Annotated in this window: 15 protein-coding genes; 3 read left to right on the top strand and 12 right to left on the bottom strand. The window is 68.6% G+C overall.

Going from position 1 to position 15,919, the window contains the following annotated elements:
- Positions 1 to 21: 21 nt before the first annotated feature.
- The 9 genes from ACT3HL_RS10670 to ACT3HL_RS10630 form a co-directional block, all read right to left on the bottom strand.
- The gene (locus ACT3HL_RS10670) at positions 22 to 378 is read right to left on the bottom strand and encodes a hypothetical protein (protein WP_445086820.1); all 357 of its coding nucleotides are present in this window, start codon (positions 376 to 378) and stop codon (positions 22 to 24) included.
- Entirely contained in the window at positions 378 to 1,655 is a 1,278-nt protein-coding gene (locus tag ACT3HL_RS10665; RefSeq protein WP_445086819.1) for a DUF7118 family protein, read from the bottom strand. Before ACT3HL_RS10665 ends, ACT3HL_RS10670 begins: the two co-directional genes overlap by 1 nt.
- Positions 1,656 to 1,661: 6 nt before the next feature.
- Positions 1,662 to 2,030 (bottom strand): phosphoribosyl-AMP cyclohydrolase, encoded by a 369-nt coding sequence (gene hisI / locus ACT3HL_RS10660; RefSeq protein WP_445086818.1) that lies wholly within the window; start codon positions 2,028 to 2,030, stop codon positions 1,662 to 1,664.
- Between the two features lie 183 nt (positions 2,031 to 2,213).
- Positions 2,214 to 3,206 carry a prepilin peptidase gene (locus tag ACT3HL_RS10655; RefSeq protein WP_445086817.1) on the bottom strand — a complete coding sequence of 331 codons (993 nt, stop codon included), beginning with the start codon at positions 3,204 to 3,206 and terminating at the stop codon, positions 2,214 to 2,216.
- Between the two features lie 292 nt (positions 3,207 to 3,498).
- Positions 3,499 to 3,888, bottom strand: a complete 390-nt coding sequence (gene fer, locus ACT3HL_RS10650) for a ferredoxin Fer (RefSeq protein WP_445086816.1) — start codon at positions 3,886 to 3,888, stop codon at positions 3,499 to 3,501.
- A gap of 264 nt (positions 3,889 to 4,152) precedes the next feature.
- Positions 4,153 to 5,457 (bottom strand): aminotransferase class I/II-fold pyridoxal phosphate-dependent enzyme, encoded by a 1,305-nt coding sequence (locus tag ACT3HL_RS10645; protein WP_445086815.1) that lies wholly within the window; start codon positions 5,455 to 5,457, stop codon positions 4,153 to 4,155.
- A 73-nt stretch (positions 5,458 to 5,530) separates the two neighbouring features.
- Entirely contained in the window at positions 5,531 to 6,190 is a 660-nt protein-coding gene (locus ACT3HL_RS10640) for an NAD-binding protein (RefSeq protein ID WP_445086814.1), read from the bottom strand.
- Positions 6,191 to 6,196: 6 nt separating this feature from the next.
- Positions 6,197 to 7,645 (bottom strand): amino acid permease, encoded by a 1,449-nt coding sequence (locus tag ACT3HL_RS10635; protein WP_445086813.1) that lies wholly within the window; start codon positions 7,643 to 7,645, stop codon positions 6,197 to 6,199.
- A gap of 135 nt (positions 7,646 to 7,780) precedes the next feature.
- Positions 7,781 to 8,152, bottom strand: coding sequence for a hypothetical protein (locus ACT3HL_RS10630; protein WP_445086812.1), 372 nt, complete (start codon positions 8,150 to 8,152; stop codon positions 7,781 to 7,783).
- A gap of 89 nt (positions 8,153 to 8,241) precedes the next feature.
- Between ACT3HL_RS10630 and ACT3HL_RS10625 the strand changes: the two genes are divergently transcribed.
- Positions 8,242 to 8,682, top strand: coding sequence for a hypothetical protein (locus tag ACT3HL_RS10625; protein ID WP_445086811.1), 441 nt, complete (start codon positions 8,242 to 8,244; stop codon positions 8,680 to 8,682).
- 63 nt (positions 8,683 to 8,745) lie between these two features.
- Here the strand turns inward: ACT3HL_RS10625 and metX are convergent, their stop codons facing one another.
- Positions 8,746 to 9,951, bottom strand: coding sequence for a homoserine O-acetyltransferase MetX (gene metX / locus ACT3HL_RS10620; protein WP_445086810.1), 1,206 nt, complete (start codon positions 9,949 to 9,951; stop codon positions 8,746 to 8,748).
- On the bottom strand, positions 9,948 to 11,291 hold the full coding sequence (locus ACT3HL_RS10615; RefSeq protein ID WP_445086809.1) for an aminotransferase class I/II-fold pyridoxal phosphate-dependent enzyme: 1,344 nt from the start codon (positions 11,289 to 11,291) through the stop codon (positions 9,948 to 9,950). Before ACT3HL_RS10615 ends, metX begins: the two co-directional genes overlap by 4 nt.
- Before the next feature lie 204 nt (positions 11,292 to 11,495).
- On the opposite strand from ACT3HL_RS10615, the gene ACT3HL_RS10610 reads away from it, so the two are divergent.
- Positions 11,496 to 12,179: a DUF1405 domain-containing protein gene (locus ACT3HL_RS10610; protein ID WP_445086808.1), complete on the top strand. Its 684-nt coding sequence runs from the start codon at positions 11,496 to 11,498 to the stop codon at positions 12,177 to 12,179.
- 37 nt (positions 12,180 to 12,216) lie between these two features.
- On the opposite strand, the gene ACT3HL_RS10605 is transcribed toward ACT3HL_RS10610, so the two are convergent.
- A complete protein-coding gene (locus ACT3HL_RS10605; RefSeq protein ID WP_445086807.1) occupies positions 12,217 to 13,422 on the bottom strand; it encodes an aminotransferase class V-fold PLP-dependent enzyme in 1,206 nt (401 codons plus the stop codon).
- Between the two features lie 202 nt (positions 13,423 to 13,624).
- Between ACT3HL_RS10605 and ligA the strand changes: the two genes are divergently transcribed.
- Complete coding sequence (ligA, locus tag ACT3HL_RS10600; RefSeq protein ID WP_445086806.1) at positions 13,625 to 15,721, top strand: NAD-dependent DNA ligase LigA; 2,097 nt, start codon at positions 13,625 to 13,627, stop codon at positions 15,719 to 15,721.
- The last annotated feature ends 198 nt before the right edge of the window (positions 15,722 to 15,919 follow it).

Below are 15,919 nucleotides of genomic sequence, written 5' to 3'. Positions count from 1 at the left end.
CGCGCCGTCTCGCGGGATCGATCACAGCGCGAAGAACCCGAATAGTAGACAGACGACCCCCAACACGAGGAGGACGAACCCCCGCTCGATCGAGACGTCCGATCGGGGGTCGGACGCGGCAACGCTTCTCGCCGTCTCGGGACTTCCGCGACCGTCGTCCGCTAAAGCGACCCCGTCTTCGTCGTCCGCTGAAGCGGAACCGTCCCCGTCGCCGGATTCGAGGCGTTCACTCGGCGGATCCAGCCAGTCGGTCGGGTCGCCGAGGTGATCGCCCTCGTCGTCGAGTCGGCGGATAGCCCGCCGCGTCCGGAGCGCCCGGGCCCCGTAGTAGAGACAGCACCCGCCGACCGCGAACGCGACGGCGGCGACGAGGACCATCAGCGCCGCCGGGCGTTGGCCCGCTCGTCGCGTTCGACGTCGTCCGCGGTCTCGCCGGAGGGACCGCCGCCGCGCCCCGCACCGCTCTGCTCCCCGTCTGCGGCCTCGCGCTCCAGTGCCGCGGCGAGGCGTTCGCGAGCCTCCCGGAGGCGTTCGAGCTCGTCGGCGGCCGCGCCCGAGCGGACGCGCTCTCGCGCCTCGGCGTCGAGCTCCTCGTGGGCGCGGGCGGCGAGTCGGAGGTCCTCGTAGTCCTCGCGGCGCGTCAGCGATCGAACCGCGCGGAGGCGCGCGACCGTCTCCTCGGACGCGAACCGGCCGGCCAGCGAGGTCGCCTCGCCGGCCCAGAGGCGCAGCGTCCCGGCCGGCGGCGGCGGGAGCGACACCGTCAGCGGCTCCCCCGAGAGGCGTTCGAGGAACGTCCGGTGGACCGCGACGGTCGTCTGCAGGAGCGCCGGGTCCGCCGCGTAGTGATCGAGCTTCGAGCCCGTGTAGTCGGCGTATTCGAGCAGCGTCGGGATCGGCTCGTCGGCGTCGGGGCTCTCGCGGGCGAACGTCCGGAGGTCCCGCGGCGGCGACTCGTAGGACACGAGCGGGAACGACTCCGCCCGTTCGAGGAAGGCAACGACCTCGGCGGCCGGCGCCGACTCGTAAAACGACTCGAACTCCTCGGAGACGGCGTCGTTGTACGCCTCGATTGGCTCCCGAAGCTCCCCGACCGGCGCATCGAGGTCGGCGTCGGCGAACGAGAGCATCTCCTCGCGGCGCTCGATCTCCGCGTCGAGGTCTTCGAGCGCGAGCTTCGCGTCCCGCTTTGCCGCCGAGACCGCCTCTTTCGACGACTCGCGGCGGTCCAGCAGGTCAACGTACTCGGAAGCGGGTTCGAGGTCCTCGCGCGCGGCGTCGAAATCGTCCGCGCTGAGTCGGCGGCGGTCCATCCGCTCGGCGGCGGCCGAGAAGGCCTCGTGCGCCGGCACCGACTCTTGGAGCGACTCGACGAGCCCGAGAAAGCGGTCCTGAAACTCGACGTACGCCTGGAAATCGCCCGTCCCGGTCGCGGAGTCCTCGTACCGATCGAGGAGCCGAACCGCTTTCCGGTAGGTGTCGGCGGCGGTGACGACGGCCTCCTCGCCGCGGTCGTCGATGTGTGACTCGACGGCCTCGCGTCGTGTCCGGGCTGACCTGAGCGCCTCGATCCGCTCGTCGGCATCCGCGAGGTGCGTCTCGAAGTCGGCGCGGGCGTGCGCGTCGCGGTCGTCCGCTGAGTCCGGGTCGGTCATCGGTCGTTAGTCGTACACGTCGTCGGGGTCGAAGACGCGCTCGCCGACGTTCTCGCCCTCGATAGTCCGGTAGAAACACGATCGGTGGCCGGTGTGGCACGCGCCGCCGGCCTGCTCGACGAGATACAGGAGCGTGTCGGCGTCGCAGTCGACGCGGATCTCTCGGACAGACTGGGTGTGCCCGCTGGTCGCGCCCTTCTCCCAGAGCTCGTCGCGGCTGCGCGAGTAGTAGTGCGCTCGTCCCGTCTCGCGCGTCCGTTCGAGCGCCGTCTGAGAGACGTACGCAAGCATCAGCACCTCGCCGGAGTCGGCGTCCTGTGCGACGGCGGGGACGAGCCCGTCCTCGCCGAAGTCGACCTCGACGTCGTCGGTCATTACCTCGACGGAGGGGTGTCCGGCCGATAGGTCTTTTGCCCGCAACGCTGAGCCGTGCGACGTCCTCACGGTCGGCGAGCGTCCGGAGCCGGGGCGACGTTCTCACGACGGGCGAGCGTCCGGAGCCGGGCGACGTTCTCACGACGGGCGAGCGGTCCGAGCGCAGACGAGCGCCAGCGCCGCTCACACGACGCCGAACAGCCCGAGCGCGCCGAAGACCAGATCGCCGTACGTGAACGCCAGCAGCGTCCCGAGGAACATCGGCACGAGAAACGGGATTCCAGGCGAGATCCACACCTCCTCGCGGTCGCTCACGATCTCCAGCCCGCCGCGGAGCGTCTCCGGCGTCGTGCCGTAGGCCGTCCCCTCGATGTCGTCGAGGAAGGCTGCCGCGCCCCACGGGTCCTCGGGGTCGACCGTCGCGGGGTCGTCGGCGCCGTCGCCGCGGCGTTCCCTGATTTCACCGCCGTCGGCAACGACCGCACCGTCCGTCGGATCGTGCGTCTCGTCGATGCTCGCCGGATCGCGGAACCGGTCCGGGTCCGCCCGGAGTTCCTCGAGGGTCGCGCCGCGCCAGCGGAGGTACATCCGAAGCGCGTCGATGTCGAGGCCGTTCCGGGAGAACCCCTCGGGGGTCTCGAACAGCCGTCCGTGCGCCGTCGGGAGCGCGTCGGTGGCTATCCGCCGACCGAGGAACGCGACCGGGAACGCGACGTCGCCGTCGAGGGCGTTTCGCACCGCGAGCGCCAGCGGATACGCGGCCGCGAGCACGACCGTGTTCGTCAGGATCGTCATCGAGAAGACGCCGAGCGTCGTCTCCACGTACGGGAGCGTGTAGCCCGAGAAGTAGTACGTCGGAAACGTCGGGAGGAGAATCGCGATCGTGATGAGCGCCTTCGCGTCCGCGCCGCCGAAGCCGCCGAGCCGCCAGAACAGGTAGGCGATCGGGGCGACGAGAAAGAGGCTGACCGCGACGCGGACGAAAAACAGGGCGGCGGCGGGCATCGACGCGGAGAGCTGTCCGACGGCGTCTACCACGAGGAGGAGCAGTCCCAGACCGACGAGGGGCGCCCACGTTCGACTCGGCACCCGCCTCGTCTCGACGTCCCGCCACGCCGTCCACGCGAGCACGGGCAGCACCACCAGCCGAAGGAGATCCGGTACGCTTCCGAGCATAGTGGGGAAGCGGACCCGGGGGAGTTGTAAGTTGCGTCTGCGATAGACGGTGACGGTGAAGCGATCGACTGATCTGTATCGTCGTGCCGCTGATTGCTCGTCCGATCGGACGCCGCCGTGTGATCGAGAGGCGAAGACCTGCAAACACCGCTATCGCCATCGCGAATCGCGGCTTCCGGGGTGTGACCCCGCGAAGAGATGGCAATCGTCCGTACGAGCGCGTATCGAAGAGAACGTGGATATGCGTATCCACCCTCGACGACGCGCAGCAAAAACGCGTCGGTCGCGGAGTTTAGATGACGCGGTTCTGGAGGTAGTCGAGGTGCTTCGCGTTGTAGACGATCTGCACCTCGTCGGCCGCCGGCGACCCGATGCAGGTCAGGCGGACGTTCTTCTCTTCGACTTCCTCGTCGGAGAGGATCTGCTGCATATCCATATCGATCTCGCCCTCCGTGACGATCGCCGCGCAGTTCGCACACGCGCCGGCGCGGCACGAGAAGGGCCAGTCGTAGCCCTGCGCCTCGGCGGCTTCGAGGATGTACTCGCCCTGATTGACTTCCAGGGAGCCGTAATCCTCGGCGTCTAAGCCGGCGTCGCCGGCCTTCTCGAAGAGGTCGTCGTCGTCCATGTCCCAGCCCTGGTCGTCAAGCACTTCGTAGTTGAGGTATTCTACGGTAGGCATCAGCAGCCGATTCGTGACCCTTCCCATTAGACTTTGCTGTTCGCTTGCTTCGTTTTTCGGACGATCCGGGCGAAACTGACCGATTTGTGGGACGCTGCGACAGTATTTGTCACCTGACCGCCTGCTGCCCGTGGCAGTGTTCGATGGCTGTTCAGAGTGGCACAGAGAACCGGGACCGCGCCCGACCCGCGTGCGCCGCGGACGCGAGCGGATGCGAAATCAGTTGCAACCGCTCCCGTCTCGGACGCTCCCGACGCCGCGCCCTCAGTTCGTCGACGACTCGATCGCCTGCTCCAAGTCGGCGATGATGTCGCCGACGTCCTCGATCCCGACCGAGAGCCGGACCATATCGGGCGTGACGCCCGCCGCGTTCTGTTCTTCCTCCGTTAGCTGCTGGTGCGTCGTCGAGGCCGGGTGGATCACGAGCGTCTTCGCGTCGCCGACGTTCGCGAGCAGCGAGGCGAGTTCGACGTTGTCGACGGTGTCGCGGGCGGCCTCGTAGCCGGCTTCGAGGCCGAACGTGATCATCCCGCCGTAGCCGCCCTCGAGGTACTTCGTGGCCTCCTCGTGGGTCTCGTGGCTCTCGAGACCGGGGTAGTTCACCCACGAGACGGCGTCGTGATCCTCGAGGAACTCAGCGACCGCCAGCGCGTTCTCGCAGTGTCGCTCCATCCGCATCGGCAGCGACTCCAGCTTCTCGATGGTGTTCCACGCGTCGAACGGCGACTGGGCGTTACCGAGGTCGCGGAGGCCGCGCGCGATCGCCGCGTAGGTGAACGCCGCGTCGCCGAAGCGCTCGGCGAAGTTGACGCCGTGGTAGGCGGGGTTCGACGCGCCGATCTCGGGGTACTTCTCGGCGTGCTCGCTCCACGGGAACGACCCGCCGTCGACGAGGACCCCCCCGATCGTCGTCCCGGCGCCGTGGATCCACTTCGTCGTGGAGTCCCACACGAGGTCCGCGCCGTGTTCGAGCGGCCGGCACAGGTACGGCGTCGCGAAGGTGTTGTCGACGAGCAGCGGCACGTCGTGGTCGTGGGCGATCTCGGCGATGCGCTCGATGTCCGGCGTGACGAGCGCGGGGTTTCCGATCGTCTCCAAGTGGACGTAGGCGGTGTCCTCGTCGATCGCGTCCTCGTACCCGTCGTAATCCAGCGTGTCGACGAACCTCGTCGTGATCCCGCGGCGCTCGACGGTGTGCGTGAAGTAGGTGTAGGTGCCGCCGTACAGCGACGACGCCGTGACGATGTTGTCGCCGGCGCTCGCGAGCAGGAACGTCGCGAGGTCCAGGGCGGCCATCCCCGAGGCGGTCGCCGCCGCGCCGATCCCGCCTTCGAGCGACGCGAGCCGCTCCTGCAGCGTCGCGACAGTGGGGTTCATCAGCCGGCTGTAGATGAAGCCCTCCTTCTCGAGGGCGAACTGCCCCGCGGCGTCGTCGGCGTCGTCGAAGACGTAGGAGGTCGTCTGGTAGATCGGCGGCGCGCGCGCGCCGGTGGTCGGGTCGGGCTCCTGTCCCGCGTGCAGGCTTCGCGTTCCGAATCCGAGCGGCGTCTCGCTGTCGTCGTCTGACATAAGTGCCCGTTCTCGGAGGAGGGGCCTAACCAACGTGACGTGTGCAATTACCGCCGGTATCTGCGACGCGTCGTCAACCTCGAAGGAGGTTCATCACCTCGTCGACGACGTCGGGTTCGACCGCGACGACGTACCGCTTTCCGGGCACGAGGGTCGTCTCGGGGCCGGCGATGTGCTCGCCGTCGCCACCGGAAACGACGAGCGTTCCGGCGGGGAAGCTGACTTCGGAGAGCGTTTTCCCCGCGGCGGGGGCGCCCTCCGCGACGCGGATCTGCATCACGTCGAGCGAACTCGTCACGTCCGCAAGCGTCTGCACGTCGCTGCCGGTGATCTCGTTGACCGCCGTTCGTGCGCCGACCCGCTCGGGGAAGACTACCGCATCGACGAACTCGGCGTAGCGCTCACTCGCCGCGTGGTCGACGCGGGCGACGGTTCGGATCTCGGGAGCCAACTTCTGTGCGACGATGCAGATCGCGAGGTTCACGCCGGAGTCGCCCGTCAGTGCCGCGATGACGTCGGTGTCGGCGACGCCAGCCTGTTCGAGGATGTCGGGGTCCGTCGCATCCCCCTGGATGATCGTCGCGAACCACTCCTCGGCAATCGCGTCGACGATGGCCGGGTCCTGTTCGATGATCGTGACGTCGTCGTCCCGGTCGGCGAGCCATTCAGCGGCCTGCCGGCCGACGCGCCCCCCACCGGCGACGACGACGTCGAGTTTCTGTTTTTGTGGCATCTTGTCTCAATCCTCCGCAGTCGGTTCCGCGTCACGTCCCGCGCTGGCGACGTCGCGCCCGCGGTGGAATCGCGTGAACGCGTAGTAGCTGAGTCCGCCGAGGGCGATCCACCCGGCGCTGAGAAGCAGCGCCAGCGGATCGGTTCGGAACAGGTAGCTGACCAGCACCCCGGTCAGCAGCAGGTTCAACGCGATCCCCGCCAGCGGCGGGAACGGATAGTACGGCAGTTCGTACGGCCGGTTCATATTCGGGCGCTCCCGACGGAGTTTGATCACCGCGCCGTTGACGACGATAAACGAGAGCAGAAAGAAGAGACTGGACATATTCCCCGCGCTCTTCGTTGGGAGAGCGACGGATCCGAGCATCACCACGGCACTCGCGACGATGGCGACGAAGGGCGTGCCGTACCGGTGGTGGAGATGTCCGAGCGACGGCAGCAGTTGCCCCTCGCGTCCCATCGAGAACGCCACCCGAGAGGACGCGATGACGACGGCGTTCAGCGCCGTCAGCGTCGAAAACACGGCTCCGAAAACGATGATCGCACCGCCGTTTTTGATGACCGGCAGCTCCGCCGGCATAAACGTGGTGGCGGCCTGGGCGATCCCGGCCTCTCCGGCCGCAGCGAGGCCGTCGGCCCCGAGCGTTCCGATCGCGACCGCGACCACGGCCATGTAGATGACGACGGTCGCAGCGAGGCTGATAAAGATCGCCTTCGGGATGTTCTCGCGGGGATTTTTGACCTCCTCTGTGACGGTCGTGATGAGGTCGTAGCCCTCGAACGCGATGAAGGTCAGGCCCATCGCGGGCAGGATCGCGTAGGCGCCCACGTTTTCGGGAAACAGCGGCTGGAACTCCGCGCCGGAGAACATCGGCGAGGTCGCGCCGAAACCGACGAACACCACGAGAATGGAGATCTTCACCGCGGTGAAAAGCGTCTCGACGCTGCCGCTCGCGGCAGTCGAAACCGCGTTCAGCACGACGAACGAGAACACGGCTGCGAAGGCCAGTCCGACTCCGACGGGGACGGAGACGCCCAGTGCCGGGAGCACGACCGCACCGATCTGCCCCGGCGGCGGAACGATTTCGTAGACGTGCAGCAACTCAAGGAAGTTCGGCGCGAAACCCAGCGCGTACAGCCCACCGGCGATCATATACGCGAACCAGAGCATCCATCCCATCAGGAACGACGGGAGGTCCGAAAACGTCTCTCTGACGAACGCGTATCCCCCGCCGCTCTTCGGGATCGAGCTCGCGAGCTCCGCATAAGAGAGGCCGGTGAACGCAGTGACGACGCCGTTGAGTACGAACACGAGGAGCGCTGCCGGCCCGGCGATCTCGGCGGCCAGTCCCGTCAGGACGAAGATTCCCGCGCCGATCATCGCCCCCATCCCGATCATCGTCGCGTCGAGGAGGTTGAGGTTGGCAGACGGGGACCGCTCGCCGTGGCTACTCATCGCGTTTCACATCCCCGCGACAGTATGCAGTTCGAGTCACGCAGTCACCTGTTACCGCCACCCCGTGTTACGTATTGGGGACGATTCTCGGCCCGATCCCCCGACGACGCCCAGTCGGAACGCACCGCGTCGACGTCACGCCGTCTCTCGACCGTCGACCGACGCGCCTGCGAAGAAGAGTGCGAACGCGAGGAGGCTGACAGCGAGGACGCTCTGTGTCGAACTGGTCCCGAGAGCGACCAGCGCGACGGCGGCGACGAGGACGACGCCGCCGACGGTGACTGCGAGGGACCGGCCGCGCCCGACGAACACGGCGAGTCCAGCGAGGAGGAAGCCGATTCCGACGAATCCGGCGGCGACAACGATGTCTATGAGCACGCCGCGAGCGAGCAACGCGAATCCGGGCGCACCCGCGGTCGGAACGAAAAAGCCGCCCCACACGAGCGCTACGCCGGCGATAGCGACAGCGAGTCCCGTGAGCCGAGCGAGCAGTTCGGCTGGAGTCATACGCCCGGACACGGAGCGGATCGAAAAGGGTGTTCGGATTCGGGGAGGGCCGCGGCAGGATTTTTCACGGTCTCTCTGGATAGGGGGATATGGTGTTCGTTGCCACCGCACTGTGGCTCCTCGCGTGGGGGTTCGTCGGCGTCTCGATCGTGCTCGCGACGACGTCCGGCGCGTCGGCCTCCGCGGTCGACCTCGTCCTCCACAGCGTCGGCGAGTTCTACCTGACAGCGGTCCACACGCTTCGCGCCTTCGCCGCGGCGACGACGCTGCCCCCTCGCTGGGTCGACGTCGGTTACGCGGTCCTCTCGGCGGTCCCGATGGGCATCCACTTCTTCCTGCTCGCGGTGGCGGCCGTCCCCGCGGACAGCGACGAGGGGTTCGATTTCGTGTTCGCGCTCGGAACGCTGACGATCGTGCTCGGACTGCTCGGCGCGAGCCTGCTGTACGTGGGCGCGCAGCTGCTCGTCCTCTCGGTCATCGGCGTCGGCGTCAGCCTGCTGCCGCTGGCGTACTTTATGCTGACTGCCTAGGGGTCTGCGGCGCGAAAACGCCGCGGTGACGCCGGTCGTGTCAGCGACGGGAGCGCCACCGTCTCAGCGGCTGAACAGCGACGCGTGAACCGGAGCGAAGTCGTTACCGTCGTCGGGGTCGGGGTCGTCGGTGTCGTGGACGGATCGTCCTTCGACCCCCTCCGAGAGGAACCCGCGGATCGGCGGGCCGACCTTCTCGGGCTCGACGAGGAACGCGTCGTGGCCGTGATCCGATTCGATGACGTGGTGGGCGACGGGCGCGCCCGCCTCGCGGAACGCCTCAGCGACCGTCTCCGACTGCTCGGTCGTGAAGTGCCAGTCCGCGGTGAACGAGAGTAAGAGTGCCTCACCCTCGAAGGCGGCGACGGCGCGGGCGTCGTCCTCGTAGCCCTCCGCGAGGTCGTAATCGTCCATCGCGCGGGTGAGATACAGATACGAGTTGGCGTCGAAGCGCTCGACGAACTTCTCGGCCTGGTAGTCGAGGTAGGACTCGACGTCGCGGTACGGGAAGAACGCCGCCGCGGGGTCGGCGGGGAAGGAGTCCCGGCGGGAGTCCCGCCCCGCCGCTCGGCGGCCGAACTTCCGCTCCATCGACGACTTCGAGAGGTACATCACGTGCCCGATCTGCCGCGCGAGCGAGAGGCCGTCGGTCGGCTTCTCCCCCGTGTCGTAGTAGTGGCCGCCGTTCCAGTCCGGATCGGTCGTGATCGCCCGACGGGCGATGGCGTCGAGCGCGAGACACTGCGCGTCGAGGCGCGCGGCCGCCGCGATCGAGATGACGTACCGCGCGTCGTCGGGGTAGCGCTTCGCCCAGTCGAGAGCGTTCATCCCGCCGACGCTCCCGCCGACGACGGCGTGCAGGCGACCGACGCCGAGCTCGTCGAGCAGCAGTCGCTGTGAGCGCGTCCAGTCGCCGACCGTGACCGGCGGGAAATCGGTGCCGTAGGGCTCGCCGTCCGGACTCTCGCTCGCCGGACCGCTCGTGCCGTAACACGACCCCGGGACGTTCGCACAGACCACGTAGTACTCGTTGGTGTCGATCGCCTTGCCGGGGCCGACGATGTCGTTCCACCACGCGCGGGCCTGCCCGGCCGTGTCGGAGCCGTAGCCGGCGACGTTCTGACTGCCGGTGAGCGCGTGGCAGACGAGGACCGCGTTCTCTCCGTCGAACTCGCCGTAGGACTCGTAGGCGACCTCGAGGGCCTCGATCTCGTCGCCGGACTCGAAGTCGAACCGACCGAGTTCGACGGTGCCGCTGTCGGTCTTCATCGCTTCTCCCCCGGTTCGTGGTCCGGCGAGGAAACGCTTCGGGTCGCGTCGCGGATCGCCCGATCGAGATCGGCGATCACGTCCTTGGCGTCCTCAATGCCGACCGAGAGCCGGAGCATCTCCGGGCTGAGCCCCGCGGCGCGCTGTTCGTCTTCGCTCAACTGCGCGTGGGTCGTCGACGCGGGGTGGATCACGAGCGTCTTCGCGTCGCCGACGTTCGCGAGGAACGACGCGAGTTCGGTCTCCTCGCAGGTCCGCTTGGCCGCCTCGAAGCCGCCGGCGAGACCGAACGCGACCATCCCGCCGAACTCGCCGTCCCCGCCGTCGGCGTCCCCGTTGCCCGACCTGAGGTACCGACGCGCGTTCGCGTGCGTCGGGTGGTCCTCGAAGCCGGGGTAGGAGACCCACGCGACGCCCTCGTGGTCGCGGAGGAACGCCGCCACCGTCCGGGCGTTCTCGCAGTGGCGCTGCATCCGGAGCGGCAGCGTTTCGAGCCCCTGTATCGTCTGCCAGGCGTCGAAGGGCGACTGCTGGTTCCCGAGCGTCCGGAGCGCGCGTTGTCGGACCGCGTTTGCGAACGCCGCCTCGCCGTAGCGCTCGACGAAGTCGACGCCGAACGCCGGGTTCTCCCCGGAGAGCTCGTCGTAGTCGGCGTGCTCCCAGGGGAACGTCCCGCCGTCGACGAGGATCCCGCCGATCGTCGTCCCCGAGCCGTGGATCCACTTCGTCGTCGACTCCCAGACGATATCCGCACCGTGTTCGAGCGGCCGGCAGAGATACGGCGTCGCGAAGGTGTTGTCGACGACGAGCGGCGCGGCGTTGGCGTGGGCGACCTCGGCGAGGCGCTCGAAGTCCGGCGTCTTCAGCGAGGGGTTCGCGATCGTCTCGACGTGGACGAAGGCGGTGTCCGCGTCGATCTCGTCCGCGTAGGCGTCGTAATCGAGCGTGTCCACGACCCGAACGTCGACGCCGCGGCGCGTCGCCATCTTCGTGAGGTACGTCGCCGTCCCGCCGTACATGTCCGCGGCGGCGACGACGTTGTCGCCCGCGCTGGCGAGGATGCTCGTCGCCGAGTCCAGCGCGGCCATCCCCGAGGCGGTCGCGACCGCGGCGACGCCGCCCTCCAAGGCCGCGAGGCGGTCTTCGAGGACGCGCGTGGTGGGATTCGAGATCCGCGAGTAGACGTCGCCGTCGGCCGAGAGCGCGTAGAGGTCGGCGGCGTGGTCGGCGTCCTCGAAGGCGTAGGAGGTCGTCTGATAGATCGGCGGCGCCCGCGCGCCGGTCGACTCGTCCGGCTCCTGACCGGCGTGCAGACTCCGGGTGTGGAACCCATCGACCATACTATGTGTATTACGCATATTCGCTCGGAGGCTTATAACCAGCGGTTACGGACGAAGCGACGAGAACGTCTTTCGGCTCGACGGCTCGGCGGCGATCTGACGGGACGGAGACCGCTCGCGGCGATCTCGACAGGCAACTGGTGCCTGTCTCGTCGGTATCGGAACTCTCCTACCGGTGGCGCTCGCACCGAGTGCGTAACCACGATGGCGTCGATTCCCCCCGCAGGCGACCTCCCGGCGTACCTCGCTCCGCTACCCGACCGGGTCGAGGCGGTGGCGCTCCGTCTCGCTTGGGTAGTGGTCGCGATCAACCTCGCGGGCACCGCGTTCGGGTTCTGGTACTACCGGTTTCAGCTCCTGCACACCCCGCTCGTGATGTGGCCCGCAGTGCCCGATAGCCCGCTGGCGACGCTGCTTATGGCCGCGAGCCTCGCGTCGTGGAAGCTCGGGCGGGACCGCGCTTGGGTTCACGCGCTGGCGTTCGTCGGGAACCTGAAATACGGTCTCTGGGTGGTCGTCGTCCAGCTCACGATCAACGACGTGCTCGCGAGCGGCGATCCCTACCTCTGGTTCCTGCTCGTCAGTCACCTCGGGATGGGCTTACAGGCGTTCGTGATCTACCGGTACGCCGAGTTCACCGTCCCGACTGTCGGCCTCGCCGCCGCTTGGTTCGGCTTCAACGACGTGGTCGATTACTTCTACCCACTCGTGGGTGACTACCACCACGCGTACTTCGGTCCGCAATTCGTCACTGCCGGCGACCACAGCACTCAGGCACACGACGTCGCCGCGGCCGCGGCCGTCGGGCTGACGATACTCGCGACGGTTCTGGCGCTCGCCATTCGAATCCGACAGCGTCAGAACGAGACCGTCGTCGGAGACGACTGACCCCGTGTCGTCCTCGACGGGACGAGAATACTCAGTATCAGTCGTCCGCGGAGGCCGTCTCGGTCGCGTCGAGTTCGCTCTCGGCGGCCGCGATGCCGGCGTCGACGTCGACGTCGACGCCCGCCTCTGCCATCGCCTCCCCGACCGTGCGGACGCCGCGGAGGATGGCGTCGTCCGGGAGACCGCCCATGTTGCTCACGCGGAAGATGGTGCCGCCGAGGTGGCCCTGTCCGCCGGAGATGCTCACGTTGCGCGCGTCGACGCCGTCGAAGAACGCGTCGGCGTCGTCGCCCGAAACCGCCTCGGGAAGGGAGACCGCGGTAACGGTGTTCGAAAGCTCGGTCTCGCCTTTCACTTCCGCGAAGAGGTCCAGTCCCATCGACGTGAACCCCGCGCGGAACGCGGCGGCCTGCCGGCGGTGGCGGGCGATCCGCGTCGGCATCGTCTCCTCGACGATGTCCTCGACGGCGACCGCCATCGCGCGGAACAGCGGCACCGCGCTCGTGAAGGGCGTCTGGTGGGCGTCGGCCTTCCGGAGGTGCCACTCGAGGTCCTCGTAGAACGGCGCGGACTCGCCGTCGAGGTCGCCTTTGACCTCCTCGGTGACGTACATCGCGCTGATCCCCGGCGGGGCCGCGAGCGCCTTCTGTGAGTCGGTGACTGCGACGTCGACGTTCCACTCGTCCAGGCGGAACTCGTCGCCGCCGATCGAGGTGACGCCGTCGACGACGAACCGGGCGTCGTTGTCCGCGGCGACCTCGCCGACGCCTTCGACGGGGTTGAGAAGCCCCGTACTCGTCTCGTTGTGGACCATCGTCACCAGGTCCGTCTCCTCGGTGACGACCGCGCGGACGTCCGCGAGCGGGATCGACTCGCCCCACGGGACCTCCACGCGGGTCACGTCGGCGTAGCGCTCGGCGATCCGGGCGAAGCGCCGGCCGAACTTCCCGTTGACGAGCGCGACGACGTTGTCGCCCTCCCCGGCGAGGTTGGCGACCGCCGCCTCCATCCCCATCGTGGCCGTCCCGTTGAGAAGCAGCGACGTCCCGCCGCCGGCGGTGGCGGTCGAGGACCCGTCGGGGGTGGACTCCTCGAAGATGTAGTCGAGACCGTCCTGTGCACGCTCGTAGACCGCCTCGAACGCCGCGGACCGGTGTGAGACCATCGGCTCGTCCATCGCCGCCGACACCTCGTCGGTGACGGGCACCGGACCCGGGTTGAGGAGGAGGAAGTCCTCTTCCATACGCGGCGATTGCGGCGCTCCGGGATAAGCGATACGGGTTTCCTCCATCGCGCGGTTTTTGCCGGTCGCCCGTCGCCGGCGGTCGATCGCGCGACGCACCGACGACCGATAGCGCGAACGCGACGGGAAACGGCGCGAGAGCGACGGCCGGCGACGGGCGACGGCGAAGCATCTAACACCGTGCTGGGCCATCCGCGAGTGTATGAGCGCCGACGAGGAGCCGACCCCGGCGTACGCCGATCCGGACAACCCGTACCTGCGCGACCCGGAGACGGACTTCGAGCCCATCGAGGGGCTGACGCGCGAGGCGGCCGCGGAGCAGGCGGCGCTGCTCCGGGCGGCGATCCGCGAACACGACCACCGGTACTACGTGCTGGCGGACCCGCTGATCGCGGATCGAACGTACGACGAACTGTTCGCGCGGTTGCGGGCGCTGGAAGAACGGTTCGATCTCGACCGCGCTTCGAGCCCGACACGCCGCGTCGGCGGCGAACCCCTCGAGGAACTCGACACGGTCGAGCACGTCGCGCCGATGCTCTCGATCGACCAGTCCACGGACGCGGCGGACCTGCGGGAGTTCGACCGCCGCGTCCGCGGGGGCGTCGGCGACGTCGACTACGTCTGCGAGCCGAAGTTCGACGGGCTCTCCGTGGAGGTCGTCTACGAGGACGGCGAGTACGTCCGCGCCGCCACCCGCGGCGACGGCCGGCGCGGCGACGACGTGACGCCGCAGGTGCGGACGATCCGATCGATACCGCTGTCGCTCCGGGGCGAGTGTCCGGACTTCCTGGCGGTCCGCGGCGAGGTGTTTATGCCCCGCGACGCGTTCCGCGAACACAACCGCGAGCGCGTCGAGCGCGGCGAGGAGCCGTTCGCGAACCCCCGGAACGCCGCGGCCGGGACGCTCCGACAGCTCGATCCCTCGATCGTCGCCGAGCGGCCGCTGGACTGCTTCTTCTACGACGTGCTGGACGCGAGCGACGTCCCGGAGACCCAGACGGAGACGCTCGATCGACTCCGCGAGTGGGGGCTCCGCGTGAACGACCGCGTCGAGTCCGTCGAGACGGTCAAGGCGGCCATCGACTACCGCGACGCGCTGCTCGACGACCGCGACGAACTGAACTACGAGATCGACGGGACGGTCGTCAAAGTGGACGCCCGCGAGGCCCGCGAACGGCTCGGCGCGACCAGCCGCGCCGTCCGCTGGGCGTTCGCCTACAAGTTCCCGCCGCGCGCGGAGGTGACGCGCGTCACCGACATCGTCGTGCAGGTCGGCCGAACGGGCCGGCTCACCCCGGTCGCGCTCTTGGATCCGGTCGACGTCGGCGGCGTTACCGTCTCGCGGGCGTCGCTGCATAACCCCGATGAGATAGAGCGCCTCGGCGTCGACGTCGGCGACGAGGTTCGCGTCCGCCGCGCGGGCGACGTGATCCCCGAGGTCGCCGAGGTGCTCGAAAAGCGATCGCCGGGGACCTTCGACTTCCCGGCTCGGTGCCCGGTCTGCGGCAGTCACGTCGAGCGGGAGGGCCCGCTGGCGTTCTGTACGGGCGGGCTCACCTGCGACGCACAGCTCGTTCGCGCCGTCGTCCACTACGGCAGCCGGCAGGCGCTCGACGTCGACGGCCTCGGCGAGGAGCGCGTCGAACAGCTCGTCGATGCGGGCGTTCTGACGTCGCTTCCGGACCTCTACCGGCTCGATACCGACGACCTCGCGGACCTCGACGGCTGGGGCGAGACCAGCGCGGCGAACCTCGTTTCCGCGGTCGAGGCGACGACGTCGCCGCCGCTTTCGGAGTTCCTCGTCGCGCTCGGGATCCCGGAGGTTGGCGGGAGCACCGCGCGGAACCTCGCGCGGGCGTTCGGCGACCTCGACGGCGTGATGTCGGCGACGACCGAAGAGCTTCGGGCCGTCGACGACGTCGGCCCGACGGTCGCCGCGCACGTCCGCGAGTTCTTCGACAACGAGCGGAACCGCGCGGTCGTCGACGAACTCCGCGGGCTCGGCGTGGAGCCGGAGCCGCCCGAGACCGCCGACGGCGCAGAGGGGCTCGACGGGCTGACGTTCGTCTTCACCGGCTCGCTCTCGGTGACGCGGGACGCCGCACAGCGGCTGGTCGAGCGCCACGGCGCCGCCGCGACGGGGAGCGTCTCCGGCAACACCGATTACCTCGTGGTGGGGGCGAACCCCGGGCGATCGAAGCGCGAGGACGCGGCGGCGAACGACGTGCAGGTGATCGACGAGTCGGCGTTCGCGGAACTGCTCGAATCGCGGGGGATCGCCTATCCCCCCGCGGAGTAAGCCGGGGCAATCGGGTCGAAAACGCCGACGTACCGCTCGGTATGACGGGCCAAACCGAGGTTTAACAGACAGGGAAGCGACGAGAGTCGACTTCACGACAGATCCTCACCGCTCGTTTCCGGCCGGACGGGTCGTCCGTATTCGGCCACACGTTCTGCGATCCGATCTCGTCACGTCTCCCTATCCCGCGGCCGTCGC

The sequence above is a fragment of the Halobellus sp. GM3 genome, from assembly GCF_052545375.1.
This window is presented reverse-complemented; position numbering and strand designations above follow the sequence as displayed.

Coding starts and splice junctions, on each gene's coding strand:
- ACT3HL_RS10670 (WP_445086820.1), bottom strand. CDS start 378: ATGGTCCTCGTCGCCGCCGTCGCGTTCGCGGTCGGCGGGTGCTGTCTC.
- ligA (WP_445086806.1), top strand. CDS start 13,625: ATGAGCGCCGACGAGGAGCCGACCCCGGCGTACGCCGATCCGGACAAC.
- ACT3HL_RS10605 (WP_445086807.1), bottom strand. CDS start 13,422: ATGGAAGAGGACTTCCTCCTCCTCAACCCGGGTCCGGTGCCCGTCACC.
- hisI (WP_445086818.1), bottom strand. CDS start 2,030: ATGACCGACGACGTCGAGGTCGACTTCGGCGAGGACGGGCTCGTCCCC.
- ACT3HL_RS10645 (WP_445086815.1), bottom strand. CDS start 5,457: ATGTCAGACGACGACAGCGAGACGCCGCTCGGATTCGGAACGCGAAGC.
- ACT3HL_RS10610 (WP_445086808.1), top strand. CDS start 11,496: ATGGCGTCGATTCCCCCCGCAGGCGACCTCCCGGCGTACCTCGCTCCG.
- metX (WP_445086810.1), bottom strand. CDS start 9,951: ATGAAGACCGACAGCGGCACCGTCGAACTCGGTCGGTTCGACTTCGAG.
- ACT3HL_RS10615 (WP_445086809.1), bottom strand. CDS start 11,291: ATGGTCGATGGGTTCCACACCCGGAGTCTGCACGCCGGTCAGGAGCCG.
- ACT3HL_RS10625 (WP_445086811.1), top strand. CDS start 8,242: ATGGTGTTCGTTGCCACCGCACTGTGGCTCCTCGCGTGGGGGTTCGTC.
- ACT3HL_RS10630 (WP_445086812.1), bottom strand. CDS start 8,152: ATGACTCCAGCCGAACTGCTCGCTCGGCTCACGGGACTCGCTGTCGCT.
- ACT3HL_RS10655 (WP_445086817.1), bottom strand. CDS start 3,206: ATGCTCGGAAGCGTACCGGATCTCCTTCGGCTGGTGGTGCTGCCCGTG.
- ACT3HL_RS10635 (WP_445086813.1), bottom strand. CDS start 7,645: ATGAGTAGCCACGGCGAGCGGTCCCCGTCTGCCAACCTCAACCTCCTC.
- ACT3HL_RS10665 (WP_445086819.1), bottom strand. CDS start 1,655: ATGACCGACCCGGACTCAGCGGACGACCGCGACGCGCACGCCCGCGCC.
- fer (WP_445086816.1), bottom strand. CDS start 3,888: ATGCCTACCGTAGAATACCTCAACTACGAAGTGCTTGACGACCAGGGC.
- ACT3HL_RS10640 (WP_445086814.1), bottom strand. CDS start 6,190: ATGCCACAAAAACAGAAACTCGACGTCGTCGTCGCCGGTGGGGGGCGC.